This window comes from Luteolibacter luteus, assembly GCF_012913485.1.
GTDB classification, from domain to species: Bacteria; Verrucomicrobiota; Verrucomicrobiia; order Verrucomicrobiales; family Akkermansiaceae; genus Haloferula; species Haloferula lutea.
Genome location: NZ_CP051774.1, coordinates 6,382,011 through 6,399,372 on the forward strand (window position 1 = coordinate 6,382,011; position 17,362 = coordinate 6,399,372).

Sequence of the window (17,362 nt, forward strand, 5' to 3'; positions counted from 1 at the left end):
GAACGATAGGTAAGGACGAGCGCCCCCGCTCGTCGGGAACGGTGGGGATAGTGACCGGAGACAGGGCGAGCACCTTCGCTTGCCGGGGATGTTGAGGGACGGCGGCGTGCCACCCTGGCTCCGGTCCAATCCGCCCGGGCGCGGAACGATTTTTTCTAACAAGCGACGATGAATACGAATACGGATCTGGCGAATCGGGCGCTGGCGCATATCGGGGAGATGAGGATCTCCGATATCGATGACGCGGAGAACAAGGCGGCTCGCGTTTGCAAGGGCTGCATCCAGCAGGTCATCGATGAAGTGCTGCGGGAGCACCGGTGGAATTGCGCGATCAAGCGGGTGGCGCTTTCCCAGCTGGCGCTTGCACCGGAGCACGGGTTTGCGCGGGCCTTCCAGCTGCCGGGGGATTTCCTGCGGCTGCTGGAGGTGAATGGCGAGCAGTTCGGCGAGTCGGACGAGTTCTTCGAGATCGAGGAAGGCGCGCGGTTGCTCACGAATGCGGACAAGGCGGAGATCCGCTATGTGCGGCGCATCCCGGTGGTGGAGTTTGACCCGCTGCTGGCGAAGGCGGTGAGCGCGGCACTGGCGGCGGAGATCTGCGTGCCGCTGAACTTGAACCTGCAGATGCAGGCGCAGCTCGAGGGACTGAAGGCGCGCGCGGTCAGCAAGGCGCAACGCATCGATGCGATCGAAGTCGGCAGCCGCGAGGTCAGGCCGATCGAGCGGCTGTTAGGCAATTCGCTGCTGATCCGTGCGCGCGGCGCGAGGCCGCGGAATCCCCTGCGCTACCAACTCCCATGAGCCGCCAGATCGAACGACGCATTTCCTTCAATGGCGGCGAGGTATCGCCATGGATCGAGCCGCGGATCGACCTGGAGAAATACCGGTCGAGCGCGCGGCGGATGGAGAATTTCCGCCCGGCCACGTACGGCGGTGCCTTCTCGCGGGCCGGCACCTTGTTCGTGGGACCGCAGCCGAATGCGGCGGAGGCGGCGCGGCTGGTGGCCTTCGAGTTCAGCGCATCCACCACGATGATGCTCGTTTTCACCGCGGGCGAGTTCACGGTTTACACCACGGGCGAGGTGCCATCCGTGCCGGTGGTGGACACGGGCGGCGTGGATGGCATCTGGTCGACCGGGAAATCCTACCCGCGCGGCACCTGGATCCAGCAGGTGGCGGAGGGCTTTCAAGGGATCTACTACTGCAATGAGGACCATGGTTCGGGGGCCTTCCCCGCGGATCTGACCGCAGGCAAATGGACGCTGACCTCGGCCTTCAAGCGGGCCACGCCGTATGCGGCGGCGGAGCTGCGCGAGCTGCAATTCCAGCAGATCAATGACCTGGTCTATGTGACTCATCCGAACCACGCGCCGCGGATCATTTCCCGCCATGCGAACAACAAGTGGACGATCGACAAGCTGGTCCAGGAATGGCCGGCGCTGCGGGACGAGAACATCACGAACACCAGCCTGCAAGCCAGCGCGGTGACCGGCAATGGCATCACGATCACCGCGAACGACGACATCTTCCAGCCGGGCCACGTCGGCAGCCGCTGGGTGATGAGGCACCGTCGCGCGAAGCCCTACGTGGTGAGAAGGATCAAGGATGCGGCGGCGAATGATACTTCCGAGGAGCTCTTCGTGTTGGGCGATTGGTCGCTCTCCGTGATCACCGCGGACAACATGGGAAACTGGGAAGTCGTCGGCGTGGTCGAGCGTTCGTATAACAAGATCACCTGGGAGACGGTGCGCAGCATGGCCGCGAGCCGCTCCGACCGCAGCGGGATCATCACCGGCACGGAAATCGATCCCTGCTGGATGCGGGTGAGGATCGACTCGATCGACGGGCCATCCTTGGCACCGCCGCACGGGAAGTTCACGCTGGAGGCGGTGGATCCGGATCACCACGGGATCTTCGAGGTCACGGGCTATAGCGATGCGCAGCACGTCACGGCGAATGTCATCTTCACGATCGCGAATCACACGGAGCCGACGAAGCGCTGGTCCGAGCCGGCATGGAGCGACTACCGCGGCTGGCCGCGCACGGTGTGCATCCATGAGCAGCGGCTGATGCTCGGGGGAAGCGCGAGCCAACCGCAGACGGTGTGGGGCAGCATCATCGATGACTTTCACAATTTCCGCACCGGCAGCGATGACGACATGGGCCTGGCACTGACCTTCGCCGGGCAGAAGGCGAATGCGATCCAGTGGATGGTCTCGCAGGGCACGCTGATCCTCGGCACCTCCGGCGCGGAGGGCCCGGTGGGCGCGCGGGAGGCGGAGAAAACCCTGACGCCGGGAAATGCGCGCGCGGGGAAATTCAGCTACACCGGCAGTGCCTTCATCCAGGCGATCCCGGTGCAGGATACGGTGATCTTTATCCAGCGGAACGGGCGGAAGGCGTGGGAGTTCTCCTTCGTCTTCGAGAGCGATGGCTACAAGGCGCAGGACCTCACGCTGCTGGCGGAGCACATCACGGACGGGCAGATCGTGGAGGTGGCCCTGCAGCGCTACCCGGAGCCGGTGGTGTGGTGCGTGGACTCCGGCGGGCAGCTACTAGGACTGGCGTACGAGCGGAACCAGAACATCGCGGGCTGGTTCCGCTACGTGACGGATGGCGATTTCGAATCGGTGGCGGTGCTCAGCAGCGGCGGCGAGGAGGACCAGGTGTGGGTGACGGTGAGGCGCGGCGGCAGCCGTTTCATCGAGCGCTTCCAGCCGGACCGGATGCGGCTCCTGAAGGAGGGCCAGCAGGCGCGGGTGTGCAGTGCGGATGCCGCGGTGATCCATGAAGGGGCGGCGACGCTGACGATCGGCGGGCTGGAGCATCTGGAGGGCCGCTCGGTGTGCGTGCTGGCGGATGGCGCTCCGCTCCCGGACAAGGTGGTGAGCAGCGGACAGATCACGCTGGAAATGCCGGCGTCCACGGTGATCGCGGGACTTCCCTTCACCTGCTACCTGCAGCCGAGCTACGTGGAGACGGGTGATCCGAATTCGCTGTCGAAGGTGGCGTGGAAGAACCTGCACCGGGTGGATCTGGAGCTTTGGAAATCACTGGGATGCTCGGTCTCGGCAAATGACGGGGAAACCTGGGAGCGCGTCGAGTTCCTCCAGCAGGGCATGGCGATGGATGCGCCCCTGCCCCTCTACTCCGGCTACAAAGAAGTGGCCTGTGACAGTAGAAGCGAGCGGAAGACATCGCCCATCATCCGGCAAACCCAACCGCTCCCGCTGAACGTGCTGAGCCTGCACGTCTGGCACGAGATGAATGCCGGGTAAGCGGGAAGCGGGAGACGAGCGATGAACGAAGAAACACTCAAGCAGGCGACGGCGGTGGATGCGCTGCTGGCGATGATGGTGGAGCAGCCGCCCGCGGATATCCGGGCGCGGCATCTCTTCACGCCGGGCCTCTACACGCGCGGCTGCCGGATCCCGCGGCACACGCTGCTGGTGACGGAGCAGCATCTGACGGAGCACCCTTTCATCATCACGGAGGGCACGGCCTGGGTGTGGTCGGAGAATGAAGGCGTGGTGATTTACCAGGCCCCGCACATCGGCGTGACGAAGCCAGGGACGCGCCGCGTGATCTGGACGGAGACGGAGGTGATGTGGACCACCTTCCATGCGACGGAGGAGACGGATGTCGAGCAGATCGGCAGGACGATCCTGGCAGAGGTGGAGAATCCGCTGCTGCCGGACGGGCATCCCGGATTGCACGCGTGGCTGGGGCAGCTGCCGGTGAAGACAGAAGATTTGAAGGCGACAAACGGGAGGCTGGAGGCGGACGAGTCCTGAGGCCCGCTCCTCCTCTCATTTCCCATAACCAATTTTTTACATCATGAGCTGGTGGGCATTTGGCATTTCGATGGCGATGACGGCGATCTCGACCGACATCACGGTGCGGAGTTCGCGCGCGGCGGCGAAGGCGACGGAGAAGGCGGCCTTTCTCAATGCGAATGAGAAGCGCATCCAGGCGCAGCAGGCGATGGATGTAGCCGCGGAGAATGCGCGGCGGAAGCAGACGGAGAATCGCCGGCAGCTGGCAGCGGTGCGCGCGGCCACGGCGGCGAATGGCTTCCAGATGGAAGGTACGCCACTCGCCGTACTTGGGGATACCGCGCTGCAGCTGGAGCAGGAGATCCTGGACATTTCCTACGATGCGGAGACGCGCCGCCGCGCGCTGCTGGCCGGTGCGGAGATGGACATCTGGGAGGGCGCGAACAAGGCCTCCGCCCTGCGCACGGAGGCCACGGCATCCGCGGTGCAGGGCATGGCCAGCGCGGCAGGCAGCTATGTGAATGCCAGCGGCATGGGAGCTTCCTCCTCCCCCTATCTCGCCGCGGATGGAGCAAAGCGCCCCGATGGATCACCGAAAGGATTTTGAAACGGCATGAATCTACCACGCATCAGTTATTTGACGAATGGCCCGGCCGCTCCGGACCGCAGCCTGGACGCGGCATCGGCACCGGCACGCGCCATGGCACAGGTGGGCTCCGCGCTGGAGTCCATGGGCGAGCAAGGCTTCCGCATCGCGCAGCAAGTGCGCGTGACAAAGGAAGCGGGCGATCGCGCCGCCTTCATGTCGGAGGTGGAAGGGGAAGCGGCGGAGTTCAACAACTCGCTGCTCGCCAAGCCCGACTTCCACCAGTGGACGCAGGAGTATCGCGACATGGAGGCCGGCTGGAAATCCCGCGCTCGCGAGCTGGGGCTTTCGAATGAAGGGCTCGCCACGCTCGGCGAGCAGCTGCTGGACTTCAGCACCCGGCAGGGCATCGCGCTGGAGCGGAATGTCGCGCTGCGCACCGTGCAAGAGAGCCACGTGAAGATCGGCCACTCCCTCCAGCGCCACGCCGCAGCGGGTGATGCCGATGGCGTGGCGCGGGATCACCAGGAGCTCGTCGCCACCGGCATGCCAGCGCAGCGCGCCGCAGAGGTGATGGCGAAGGCGAATGCCAGCGCAGTCGTCATGCGTCTGGCCGCAGGCATCATCCAGGATCCCGTCGGCACCATCCGCACGCTCTCCGATCCCGCGGTGCAGAAGACCCTCCCGCAGGGCGTGCAGGCACTGCTCGGCGATCAGGCCCATGCGGAGAATCGCAAGCAGACCTTTGCCGAGGTGGACAAGTTTCACGATGGCGTGAAGAAGCTCGTCATCACCAGCGCGGCGGATCTTCAGGATGGCTTCCAAAAGCTCGATCCCCAGTTGAAGGAGATCCTCGGAGAAAGCCTCCAGCAGGGCATCAGCGCGGAGGAGCAGTCACGGCGGAAAACACCGCAGTATCAGCTCCAGACCACGGGCGAGGTGGCAGACCTGCTGAATACCTTCCAGGTGGATAGCCCGGACTTCGGCAGCAAGTACTACCAGATCACCTCCCTGCTCGAGACCCTGCACGAGAGCCCCGCGAAGCAGCAGCTCAGCTGGCGCGTGGACCAGGTGCGGAATGGCCAGCAGGAGATCTGGGGAAATGCCGCGGATGAATATCGCGACCGCTTGAAGGCGGACTTCGAAGGCGGCGTCTTCGGGACCCTCACCACCCGCGTCACGGCGGGAGACGTGCTCGGCGCGGGATTGCTGAAGGATACCACCAAGCTCGTCGCCGCAGGATTCACCACGGAAGACGCAGCCCACATCGCGAATCTCAAGAACCCCCAGCACCAGCTGGAAAGCTTCCAGGCGCTCTACGCACACCGCCCCGGCTTCGATGAAAGCGCGGAGTTCGACCGGAAGTCCTTCCGGATGCTCGCGAAGGTGAAGGACCAGCGCGGCCACTTCGAGTACCCGGACGAGGTGCAGCGGAATGCCGCGCGCGAAAAGTACGGCGCTGCCCAGACCGACTTCGAGAACTGGCTCAGCGTCCACCCGGACGCCACGGAGCCGGACATCCGGACGAAATACTATGCCGTGAAGAAACCCGGCGGCATCACGGAAGCACGCAAGCTGCTCGTGGAGGCCCCCGATTTCCCGGACGCAGCCGCACAGGATTGAGGAGCACCGCCACCTGCTACGAGGCACGCCGTACTTCTCCCCCATCTCTCCACACGCACCCTTTTCATGGTCACGAACCTCACCGAAGGCATCCCGCAATCCGACGGGAACCCGCTGGCAACCGACTTCACGCGCCCATGGACGGATGCGGAGCAGGCCATGCGCGATGATCTCCGCGCCCTGGCGCCGGATCCCGGCACGGACACGCCCGCGGACCCCGCTCCTCCGGAGACGGACCCGGCCTTCTCTCACAATCCCCTCCAGGCGGAGCTCTACCAGCCATGGCTGGAGCAGGAGGAAGCGCGGCAGGACAAGCAGGCGAAGTGGAGAGCAGCCCAGGGCGCGAAGCTCGACCACGCCATGCTCGATTGGAGAACGGCCACCGCGGGAAAAGCCATCGCGCTCGATTTCGCCGAGGATCCGGAGACCGCGCGCAGGCAAGCGCTGGTGGAGTCCTACCTCTTCATCGAGAACGAAGGCCGCGAGTTCCGCAGCCGCGCCAAGCGCGATGGCCTGCGCGACCGGATCGCCTACGAATCCTTCGACGGACGCGGCGCGGATGACGATGACGCCTTCTTCACCGAGATCGAGAAACTCTCCCGCACCCGCGATGCCCGCGCGAAGCTCCTGCGCAAGCTCCAGGATGAAGCCTCCTTCGCCGCTCTCACGGAGATCGCCGGACAGGCACCGCAGCAGACCGAGGCCCGGTGGCTGGAGACCCTGCGTCAGGATCCCGGCTATCAGCCGGGCGACGATGGCCGCTATCTGGAAGTCCGGAATGAGATCCTCAGCGCCACGAAGGACCGGCTCTCCCCCATCGCACCGCAGATCCACTCGCAGTGGCAGGCCATGCTGGCCGGCGGGGACCTCGATGTCGGCGGCCTTGGTGATTTCCTCGCGGATGAGGACCTCCGTGCCCAGCTGCTCGACTCCATCGGCATCCTCGCCCGCAAGCTCCCGAAGGAGCAACAGGCCACCTTCCTCTCAAACCTCCGCAAGCAGAGCGGCCGCGACTTCTCACGCCTCGGAAAGACCATCGGAAACTTCCTGGCTGACCCCATGGGCCGCGAGGACCCGCTCCCGCCGGACTACATGGCGATGTATGAGTGGAATACCGAGAACCCCGATTACCCGCGCATCCGCTATGAGCAGGACAAGGAGCGCGCGCGCAATTTCCTCCATGACCTGGAAGAGATCGTCCAGCTCCAGTATGACCCCGTGAAGCCGCTCTCCGCGCCCGGCTCCCGGATGGAGGCTTTTGAGACAGGCATCTATGCCGCACCCGGCGCACTCGGCACCACCCTCGTCGCCGCCACTCCCTACCTCGGGCAAGTGCTCAGCTACAAGCTGATCGAGGAGGAGTCCTACCACAGCACCCGCAAGCAGCTCATCCCCGCACTGGGACGCGATGAAGCCGCGCGCCTCGCCGGAGAGATCGCGCCCCTCTCCGCCGCCATCCAGCTTCCCATGGAACTCTTCGGCGCGAAGGGCCTCGGAAAAAAGATCCCCGGCGTGAGCGATGCCATCGAGCGGCTCACCTCATCCATGGTCACGCGCTTCACCGGCCGCGTCATCGCCGGTGGCATCGTGGAAGGTAGCACGGAATCCCTCCAAGCACTCGTCGATCCCCTGCTCATCGACATCGGCCACGTCATCGATCCGAAGATCCCCGCTACCCAATGGCTCAATGGCCAGGACGGCGTCTTCGATGCCTACGATCGCAAGCTCATCACCACCTTCACCAGCGTCGCCCCCCTCGCCTTCCTCGGTGCCAGCCGCGGCGCCTTCCGGGACGCCAGGCTCCAGGCATTTGCCAAGGCATCCGAGACCGAGCTGCTCGCCACCGGCCTGCAAGCGCAGGACATCACCGCGCTGAAGTCCGCGAAGGGCCTCTTCGAGATGGAGCGTGTCCTCGGTGCAGCATGGACCCGGCTCGATCCCCGCAGCGAGACCGCACGCAGCGCCCAGGCCACGCTTGAGAAAAACTTCCACGACCAGCAGGCCGCCTTCACCGCCGCACGCGAGAGCGGCATCATGCCAAACTTCATTCCCACCGGCGATGGCTTCGCGGTCGTCGATCCCCATAGCGGCGAGGAGATCGGACGCGCCGCGGACATCCCCGGCGCCCTCCGTCTCGCCGGCGTCCACCTGGACAGCACCGATGAGCTGCGCGCGAACCACGCCGCCTACCTCGCCAGCACCCTCGAGATCGCCGGGGCCATCCAGGCAAACACCGACACCCCCACCCGCCGCAGCGAAACCATCTTCCGCCCCGGCGAAACGATCACCGCAGCCCAACAGGCCGCCCTCTCCCCGCGCGATGAAGCCCAGGTCCTCGCCGAGCTGAAGCTCCGCGAGCAAATGGAAGGCAACGCCAGCTTCCACGACATCGTCCTCGGCCAGAATGTCACCGAGCTCAGGCAAGGCGTCCGCCGGATCACCAATACGATCAATGCCGGAGGTACGATCCGCACCGTAGTTCACGAATACGGCCACGGCTTCCTCATCGATGCTCTGGCCACCGGCCGCATGAGCCTCGCCGAAGTGACAGAGGCCATCCGCGCCTTCGACACGGTGCTCAAGAGCAAGCGCGAACGCCGCGGCCGCCCCCGCCGGGATGATGTGCAAGCACCAGGCCAGCAGCTCAATTTCCTCCCCGAGGGCGAAGTGCACTTCACCGCCGTGAGTGAAGCCGTCAGCGAGTTTCTGGAATCCGAGATCCTGCGCGGCGGCAAGACCGCCGGACGCCTCGGCCTCTCCCCCGCCATCATCTCGCGGAATATCACCGCCGCCTCCAAGCTGGCACCGGGTGCCGTGAAAAAATTCGCTCTCTTCATGAGCGCTGTCCGCGAGCTCTTCGGCCTCGCCTTCCAGCGCGCCCATGCCACCAGGAAGGCGATCCGTGAAGGAAGACTGGATGAAGCGAAGATCGATGACTTCGTCTCCAAGCTCATCGGGCTGGATGCAAATGGGGCCGCGCCGGCAAGCCAAGAAACGTCAGGGATCGAAGCAGAGCCAGTGGTGGCGTTCTCGCTCGGCGGAAGGGACCAGGCACCGGGCAACGCACGCCCCGCCTTCGACGAGGACTTGATCAAACGCGCCGTGGATGAAGCCATTGCGCGTGGCAACATCGCGAACACTGATGACATCCGCCCCCTCCTCGACGGCTACGAAAAAGCGGATCCCCTGACACGCGACTCCGAGTTTCACCGGCAAGCGAGCGCGCTCAATGATCTCGTGATCCAGCGTCTGCTCGCGCGAGATCCCATGACCCGCGTGGCCATCGTTCTTGCCGGCGGAGGAGGCAGCGGCAAGTCATCGGTCTTGAAGCGCCTGAATATCCCGCGGGATCTGGTCATTGATACGACGCTTTCATGGGAGGACTATGCGCGCAAGACCATCGCGGACATCGAAGCAAGCGGAAGGAGAGCGATCGTGCTCTACGTCCACCGCCCCTTCGCAAGGTCGTTCGAGCATGGAGTTATCGGAAGATACTTGAAAGGAAAAAGGGCGGGCAATCCGCGCCTTGTGCCCTTGCGCGTGGCCGCGGAAGCTCATGTGGGAGCACAGGAGACTGCTATCGCGATGGCCGAAGGAGGACTCAGAATCACCATCTTCGATAACTCGGGAAGTGCAGGTCAATTTACCAAGAGGGACATTGAGTTCCTAAAGCAGAACCGCTATATTACAGCCAATGAAGGGAGAGACGAATCAGGGCCCGCCACCGCAGCGGATACCCACGGCAGACGAGGTGGAAGCTCAACTGGTGGAAGCGATGGAAAGAGCCCGGGAGGGAATCATGCAGGACCGCGAGAAGGAGCTTCTAATAGAGGCGGAGATGGAGGCCGAGTGGGCCGCAAACAAGCAGCCATCGCCCGACTCATCGCCGAAGGACACGCCATCATCGAGCGCTACCGGCGGGAAGGAAAGCTGACCGACGCCGAGGCCCGCGCCTTCCGCGGGGAGAACGAAGGGCCGGATGGGTCCACGGATGACAATGGACCGCCCAGCGACGGAGGCTTATCCTTTTCCATCTCTCCCAGTCATGCCCGAATCCGGGAGAACTTGGACAGCACGAGCGCTGGCTCCATCAAAGCCCCCGACGGGACCACGAGCGACGACGCCGATACCCTTGATAAAGATTCAAATTCCAACTATGATTCCACCGATGAGCGAAGGAAGGATAACCAACGTGCGAGCGGTTCGCGAGACTCCCGAGCAAATCCAGAAAAGGCAACAGATGCTCGAAGAGGCAAGGAAGGAGTCAGAGACATCCTCTCCCGAGCAAAGGCTGCAGGAGTTGCTCGACTTGGCAGAGCGGGCGCTGAGTTCGAGCCCCTCATCCTCGGAAAAGAAGGAGTCCTGAAGATCCCGACCAAGAAGGGTCTGTTTGTTTTCAACCGGAAAGGTGAGACGATCAGGAGTGCCGACATCGAAGCCGCACGGCAGAAGGCCATGCTGATCGAGGCTTTGGGCGGATTCCCCACCGAAGTCATCGAGAATGACGACGGCAGCTTTACAGTCTATCAGGACTACGGAGACGAGATCACAAAGCAAGAATACGAGCGCTTGGTCGTTCCGAAACTCAATCAACGACCAAACGCGTGGGAGACCTGGGATCTCGAACTCGACGGAAAGACCTACCGGATCGGCGATCTCCACTGGGGTAACTTCCGCAAGGACAAGAACGGCGATATTCGAATCACCGACCTGATCGGCGGCGAGATCGACCCGGAGCCTGACTCACCTTAAGTAGCCACCCCTCGGATAGCGTCCGCCCCCTCCTCGATGGCTACAAGGAGACCGATCCCCTGACACGCGACTCCGAGTTTCACCGGCAAGCGAGCGCACTCAATGATCTCGTGATCCAGCGTCTGCTTGCGCGAGATCCCGTGACCCGCGTTGTAATCGTCCTCGCTGGCGGAGGAGGTAGCGGCAAGTCATCGGTCTTGAAGCGCCTGAATATCCCGCGGGATCTGGTCATTGATACGACGCTCTCATGGGAGAACTATGCGCGCAAGACCATCGCGGAAATCGAAGCAAGCGGAAGGAGAGCGGTCGTGCTCTACGTCCACCGCCCCTTTGCAAGGGCCTCTGAGGATGGCGTGATTGGAAGATACCTGGACGGCAAGGAGGAAGGCAATCCGCGCCTTGTGCCCCTACGAGTGGCCGCAGAAGCCCACGTCGGAGCTCAGGAAACTGCGCTCATGCTGGCCCAGCAAGGCATCAGGGTCATTGTCATGGAAAACTCTGGCGCTCTTGGCACTGCAAAGCGCGAAGACATTGAATTCCTGAAGAAAAACATCTACACTACATACCGTGAGCGGAAACGAGAAGCCGGGCCGGATGACCATCGACGAGATGACCGAAATGGTCGCAAAGGCCGCAGAGGAGGCTCTGAAGAAGGTGCAGGAAGAGGTCGCGAGCAAGCAATCGCCCGACTCATCGCCGAAGGACACGCCATCCTCGAGCGCTACCGGCGGGAAGGAAAGCTGACCGACGCCGAGGCCCGCGCCTTCCGCGGGGAAGGCAACGGAGGACCGGATGGCGACAAGGATGGAGGCGATGGATCGCCGGGAGACGGACGCATCTCCTTCTCCATTTCCCCTAGGCGCCCGGGCATACCGGAAGGCCCTGGCAGCGGGAGCGATAGCATAAGCAAGCCAACCCAAGGGATCGCGGGCAATGCCGCCGCCCTTGATAAGAATCCAAATTCCAACTATGATTCAACTGATGAGCGAAAGACGGATAACGAAGGTAACCATGCGCATGGAGACTCCATCCGAAACGCGTCTCCGGAACGAACTCCAAGAAAAGGGAAGGACGGAGTCCGGGAACTTGTCGCCCGAGCAAAGGGAGCGGGAACTCTTAGACCTGGTGGAGAAGGTGCTGAGTTCAGCACCGTCCTCCTCGGAAAAGAAGGAGTCCTGAAGTTCCCCAAGAAAGCGGGATTCATCATTTACGACCGAAATGGTCGAATCTCAAACCGCAGCGGCATCGAGGCAGCTCGGGAGAAGGCGATGCTGATCGAGGCCTTGGGAGGATTCCCAACGGAGGTCATTGAGAACGATGACGGGAGTTTCTTCGTTTATCAGGAGTTCGGCGATGAAATTAGCGAGGCGGAATATGCCAGCCTGATTGTCCCGAAGCTGAATCAGCAGCCACTCGGAGGAGGCATTTATCGAGTCGAACTCCACGGCAAGACTTACCAGATCGGCGACCTGCACCGAGAGAACTTCCGCAAAGACAAGAACGGCGATATCCGCATCACCGACCTAGCCGGCGGAGAGATTGATCCGTAAGCCGCCCTCTCCCCGCGCGATGAAGCACAGGTCCTCGCCGAGCTGAAGCTCCGCGAGCAAATGGAAGGCAGCGCCAGCTTCCACGACATCGTCCTCGGCCAAAGCGTCATGGAGGCGAAGGAAAAGGTCCGCCACTTCACCAATACCCTCAATGCCGGTGCCACCGGCAGCACCGTCATCCATGAATACGGCCACGTCTTCCTCAATGACGCCGTCGCCGCCGGACGCATCACCCTTCAGGAAGCCGCCGAAGCCATGCGCGCCTTCGACACCGTACAGCAGGGCAAGCGCGAACGCCGCGGTCCAGCCCCTCAAGGCAACCCGCAAACGGCAGATCGTCCGCTCAGTTTCTTGCGGGAGGGCAGGTTGAACTTCACCTCGGTCAGCGAGGCTGTGAGCGAGTTCCTGGAATCCGAAGTCTTGCGCCGCACGAAGACCAATGGCCGTCGCGGACTTCCCCCTGCCATCATCTCGCGGAACACCGCCAGAGCCACCAAGCTGGCACCGGGCTCCGTCCCGAAATTCGCCCGCTTCCTGAAAACCGTGCGCGAACTTTTCGGTCTCGTCTTCCAGCGTGCGCAGGCCACAAGGAATACGATTGAAGAGGGAGAGACGGATGCTCAAGCAGACAAGGCCGCTCCAAGCCAAAGGATCTCGCGAAAGCAACTTGGAAGCTTCTTCCTCGCTGAGGGCGACCTTAATGGAGACAAGCTTGAGCGGGCCATTGACGAAACCACGGATTCACTTGCTGGCAATGATGGAACTGGAAGACCGAGAGATGGTGGCCTGGGCAAATTCCTTGGAGAGTTCTCCGGCTTCATGAAGCGGGTGGCTGAAGGAGGACCTGGCGCACCGCAGCCCGGTGGCAAGGCGGCCAGCATCCTCTTGGCAGACCGCCTCACTCATCAGATCGAGTCATGGAAGCCGGTAGGCTCCATCGTCAAGGGCCCTGAGGACATCTTCGCCCTCAACCAAGCCTTCCGGAATCCATGGTTCAAGTCGATCCGCCTGATGGCGATCCATCCGGAGACCGGCGCGGTGATCAGCGCACGGGTCCACTCCATGGGCACCACCAGCCGCCTCTCCAGCGACCTCAATGACATCATGGGCTTCATGGAGGAAATCCGCGGAGAGCATCCCTTTGCGGAATTGGTCATCTCCACCAACCACCCCGGCGGCGATCCCCGGCCAACCGCACAGGACCAGGACCTCCACGCCAAGGCACGAAAGCTCGCCGATGAACTCGGCATCCCGCTGGCGGACTACGTCATCACCAATGGCACCCGCGGCTGGAGCATGGCGCAGAACGAGGAGTTCACCATGCCGGAACAAATGGCCGTGACGTGGGCCGCAACAGAGCGCTCGGAGATGACTATGCTTCAGGATACTCACCTTCAACGGGACCTAGCCGCCACCCTGCGTGCAAGCAATCCCGATGTGAATTGGGTTGTCTATCTCGACGAGGGCTACCGGGCCAGAGCCATGAACGTCTTGCCTGACGATCCGGAGGAAGCCGCCAAGGTGATCCTGCGCGACACTTGGGAACAAGGGACGAAGAACCTTGTTCTCTTCCCCGGGACAGCAAATCAGAATAGCGAGCAATGGGCCCAGCCTGTTGAAGACATCCTAGGCACTCACCGCACGCGACACCCTGCCATCGCCATCCCCGGAGAGCCGGACTCGCCCTCAGGGAGCAATCTTGGGGAAGGCGGCGCCCGCCCTTACCTCGCTAGCTTCCCCTCCTTGGCGGAAGGCCAATCCGGAGAAATGATCCATGGCATTGATTCGGAGCGGATCTCAAGTTATCTTCAATCCCGAGGCCATGAAGGAGGACAACTCGAACAAGCTACCCGACGAACGGAACGCCTTCTTAAAATTCGAGAAGCGGGAGGGCCGTTGGCTATCACCGACTTTGTATCTGACGCCGGAAGGAGTGTACGAGAAGATGAGCGTTCCCAATCCGAACTTTTCCCCACCTTCGTCGAGCAAGCCCTCTCTGGAGACAGCTCCTCCGCCTTCCCAGACCTAGAACCAGGAGGCAGGCCAGTCGGCATTCTCCTGCAAGAGATGATCGACCGAGCCATCCCCGAGTGGAATCCCTTGGGTAAAACCGTCGAAAGCGCGGAAGACATCTTCGCCCTCAATGCGGTCTTCCGAAACCCTTGGTTTGAGTCCGTGCGACTGATGGCGATATCCCCGTCGTCCGGCGAGGTGATCGCATCCTCCATCCACTCGGTGGGAAACATCTACAGAACTTCGGGTGAAGTCAGCGACATGATCGGCTTCATCCTGGCCGCTCGGGAGATCGATCCTGAAGCAACTCTTGTGATCTCGCACAACCATCCGGGAGGAGACCCGAGACCCAGCGAGGACGACAAAGCCCTTCAAGAAGACCTGCAGAGCTTTGCCGACGATCTCGGCATCCCGATCATGGACCATGTGATCACGAATGGCACTCGGGGTTGGAGCATGAAGGATGGATGGAGCCCGAAATGGATGTCCCTTGGAGCTCCATCGAGCGACTCGATATGCCGCGCGCCGCGGATAATCGCCAATTGCGGGATCTGGGCGTGGCACTACGTGCAGCGAACGAATCGGTGAATTGGGTGGTCTATCTTGACGGGAGGCGACGCATCCGCGCGATGAACCTGCTTCCGGATGATCCCAAGGCAGCAGCCAAGCTTATTCTACGCGATACCTCCGCCCATGGGACTCCCAACGTCGTTCTTTTCCCGGGAACCACGAATCAGGATGCCGAGCAATGGGCGAAGCCGATCAACGCGTTGACAAGCCAAGAACAAAGCCGGCCACTCGATTCTTTCCCCATCGATCCCTACGAACCATCGGCGAAGGAGGACGGCCATTTCTCCGAAGGCGATGGCGGCTACAACGTGATCAGCATACCATCGCGGGACGAGCGCAGCGCCGGTCAATCGGATGGACAACCCGACATCGAAGCGGCAGACTCACCCGCCAATGTCCTCGGAACAACCTACCAACCCGTCCCCGAGCAAAACCTTCCTGACTGGGCAAGAAGGGGTCTTGCCGCAACCGAACGTGAAGCAGGAGGCCGGGGAAAAGTCAGTGTCGTTCAATTGGGCATCAAAAACCCTCCGGGGAAGTCCAGTACCTTACGTTTCTCAGCAGAACTATTCTCCCTTTTCCGAAAACGAATCCTCTTCGTAAAGGGAACCGAAAAGCCGCTCCCATTCGATGGGATGATTAGCCCCGATGATCCGAATACCCTCATCATCGATGCGGATGCTCCTTCGGGTCTCACCTACCTCTTCGGCCACGAACTCGGCCACTCGATCCAGCACCAGAGGCCTGACCTCTATGATGCCTTCCAGAAGGAACTCCTCGCAATGGCAGGCGACTGGAGTGACTACCGCGAAAAACTACACGCATCGTACCGGACGGAGGAACAGTTCCGTGCGGAGTTCACCAATGACTTCATTGGCAACCAGATGGGCGACCCCGTCTTCTGGCAACGCCTGCACCAGCGAAATCCGGGAATCTTCCGCCGCCTGGTAGACGCAGCCCTCGCCTTCCTCAAAGAGCTGGGAAGCAGGATCGGCACGCTCGAACGGGACGTCCGGCCCTACTTCAAGGACATCGAGGCGGCCCGCACTTCACTGGTGAAGATGCTGGAGGACTACCAGCTCGGCCCCATGCCGGAAAGTTCCGTCCGCACCCGCAAGCTGCCGGACCACGGCAACGACAATGAACTATCCGGGAAGCTCCATCGCGGGTGAACCTGACTCGCAGGGTTTGAAGAAGCCTTGAGCTCCCAGCGCGCCTAGAGGCGACCACCGGGGTCAATGCTCCCCACCCTCCTGATACGCCTCGCCCGCCAGACCAGCAGAGTGGACCACAGCAGAGCAACGGCGAGGAGAATGAGCCAGTGAGGAAGAAGCAGGATCCAATCTTCCGGAGATTTGAAACCCATCAACGGTTCGATCGGGTTGGCGCTGCTGTTTCGGTCCCCGCCCCGTTCGAAAGCTGCGCTTCCAAATGGAGCGATCCCCGCATCCAGGATCGTGATGCTGCGATCCACTTCAAAAGGAACGGAACGCCATGACGAACTCTCATACTCCACGGCGGCGAGTCCGGCGAAGTGGGTGAACTGATAGTTCGGGGTTCTCAGGAAAGACTCACGGGTCATCGAGTCCCACCACGCCCAACAGACGAACCCCATCGCCAGCATTCCCGACCAGCATGTCAGGGATCGATAGAGCGGGCGCGGCTTCACCACCACACCCTGCCCCGCTCACCGGGAAATGAAAAGCAAAGTCCCCCACCAGGACATGCTGAGCTCCACACCCATCTATCTTTCTGAGCGCCCGGCGATTCCATGAACACGCTGGTGCGGAAATCCATGGCCCAGTGGATTCAGTCTCTGAAACCTGATTCTGTTAGACTCCGCCAATGATCGAGCAGCGCTTCGCCTCTCAAAACCCCCAACTTCCAGCGGCAGCGACCTCGACCCAACGAGGTCGATCCCCCCCTAGTCTGGCAGTAGAACGCATCCGCGCTCCCGGGGCATCATCCCCGGATGGATCAATCTAACACGATCCCGACTTCGGGACTTTCCTTCCACGATCCGGCATCCGCGGAGCACGAAACCCGCAGCTCCACCGGCCAATTCCTCCCCGGCCATTCCGGGAATCCTGCGGGCAGGCCCCGCGGCTCGCGCAATGCACCGCGCCTCCGTCTGGATGACGACATGGATTCCATCGTCGACGCCGTCGTCGGCAAGGCGCTCGACGGAGACGTGGCCGCCGCGAAGCTCTTGATCGATCGCATCTTCCCGCGCCTCCGCGCGGCATCCGCCCCCATCGCCGTGGATCTCCCCCATGACGCCGGGCCCTTGCCCATGGCCCAGTCCGTCCTCCGCGCGGCCCTAGCCGGGGAGATCCCTCCGGACACCGCCTCCCAGCTCGTGAATATCGCCAGCCAGCTCTCCCGCATCACCGAGGTGGAGCTGCTGAAGGCCCGCCTGGAAGCCCTGGAACGCGCGACCGGCCGCTCCGCCTGTTAAAATTCCAATTCTTAACAGGCATAACAGGCCCGGC

The 17,362-nt window shown here is 62.4% G+C and carries 11 protein-coding genes; 10 read left to right on the plus strand and 1 reads right to left on the minus strand.

Annotation, left to right across the window (positions count from 1 at the left end):
• Positions 1-168: 168 nt before the first annotated feature.
• The 9 genes from HHL09_RS26240 (at position 169) to HHL09_RS26280 (ending at position 16,042) form a co-directional block, all read left to right on the plus strand.
• Complete coding sequence (locus tag HHL09_RS26240; protein WP_169457617.1) at positions 169-801, plus strand: phage connector family protein; 633 nt, start codon at positions 169-171, stop codon at positions 799-801.
• Complete coding sequence (locus HHL09_RS26245; RefSeq protein ID WP_169457618.1) at positions 798-3,278, plus strand: phage tail protein; 2,481 nt, start codon at positions 798-800, stop codon at positions 3,276-3,278. Before HHL09_RS26240 ends, HHL09_RS26245 begins: the two co-directional genes overlap by 4 nt.
• Positions 3,279-3,299: 21 nt before the next feature.
• Positions 3,300-3,794, plus strand: a complete 495-nt coding sequence (locus HHL09_RS26250) for a hypothetical protein (RefSeq protein ID WP_169457619.1) — start codon at positions 3,300-3,302, stop codon at positions 3,792-3,794.
• Between the two features lie 43 nt (positions 3,795-3,837).
• Positions 3,838-4,383, plus strand: a complete 546-nt coding sequence (locus HHL09_RS26255; protein WP_169457620.1) for a hypothetical protein — start codon at positions 3,838-3,840, stop codon at positions 4,381-4,383.
• A 6-nt stretch (positions 4,384-4,389) separates the two neighbouring features.
• Positions 4,390-5,985, plus strand: a complete 1,596-nt coding sequence (locus HHL09_RS26260) for a hypothetical protein (RefSeq protein WP_169457621.1) — start codon at positions 4,390-4,392, stop codon at positions 5,983-5,985.
• 66 nt (positions 5,986-6,051) lie between these two features.
• Positions 6,052-10,737 (plus strand): zeta toxin family protein, encoded by a 4,686-nt coding sequence (locus HHL09_RS26265; RefSeq protein WP_169457622.1) that lies wholly within the window; start codon positions 6,052-6,054, stop codon positions 10,735-10,737.
• A gap of 140 nt (positions 10,738-10,877) precedes the next feature.
• Entirely contained in the window at positions 10,878-12,287 is a 1,410-nt protein-coding gene (locus tag HHL09_RS26270) for a zeta toxin family protein (protein ID WP_169457623.1), read from the plus strand.
• A 60-nt stretch (positions 12,288-12,347) separates the two neighbouring features.
• Complete coding sequence (locus tag HHL09_RS26275; protein ID WP_169457624.1) at positions 12,348-14,888, plus strand: JAB domain-containing protein; 2,541 nt, start codon at positions 12,348-12,350, stop codon at positions 14,886-14,888.
• Positions 14,858-16,042, plus strand: a complete 1,185-nt coding sequence (locus tag HHL09_RS26280) for a hypothetical protein (RefSeq protein WP_169457625.1) — start codon at positions 14,858-14,860, stop codon at positions 16,040-16,042. Before HHL09_RS26275 ends, HHL09_RS26280 begins: the two co-directional genes overlap by 31 nt.
• Before the next feature lie 44 nt (positions 16,043-16,086).
• On the opposite strand, the gene HHL09_RS26285 is transcribed toward HHL09_RS26280, so the two are convergent.
• Positions 16,087-16,539: a hypothetical protein gene (locus HHL09_RS26285; protein WP_169457626.1), complete on the minus strand. Its 453-nt coding sequence runs from the start codon at positions 16,537-16,539 to the stop codon at positions 16,087-16,089.
• A 303-nt stretch (positions 16,540-16,842) separates the two neighbouring features.
• Between HHL09_RS26285 and HHL09_RS26290 the strand changes: the two genes are divergently transcribed.
• Positions 16,843-17,328, plus strand: coding sequence for a DUF5681 domain-containing protein (locus tag HHL09_RS26290; RefSeq protein ID WP_169457627.1), 486 nt, complete (start codon positions 16,843-16,845; stop codon positions 17,326-17,328).
• The last annotated feature ends 34 nt before the right edge of the window (positions 17,329-17,362 follow it).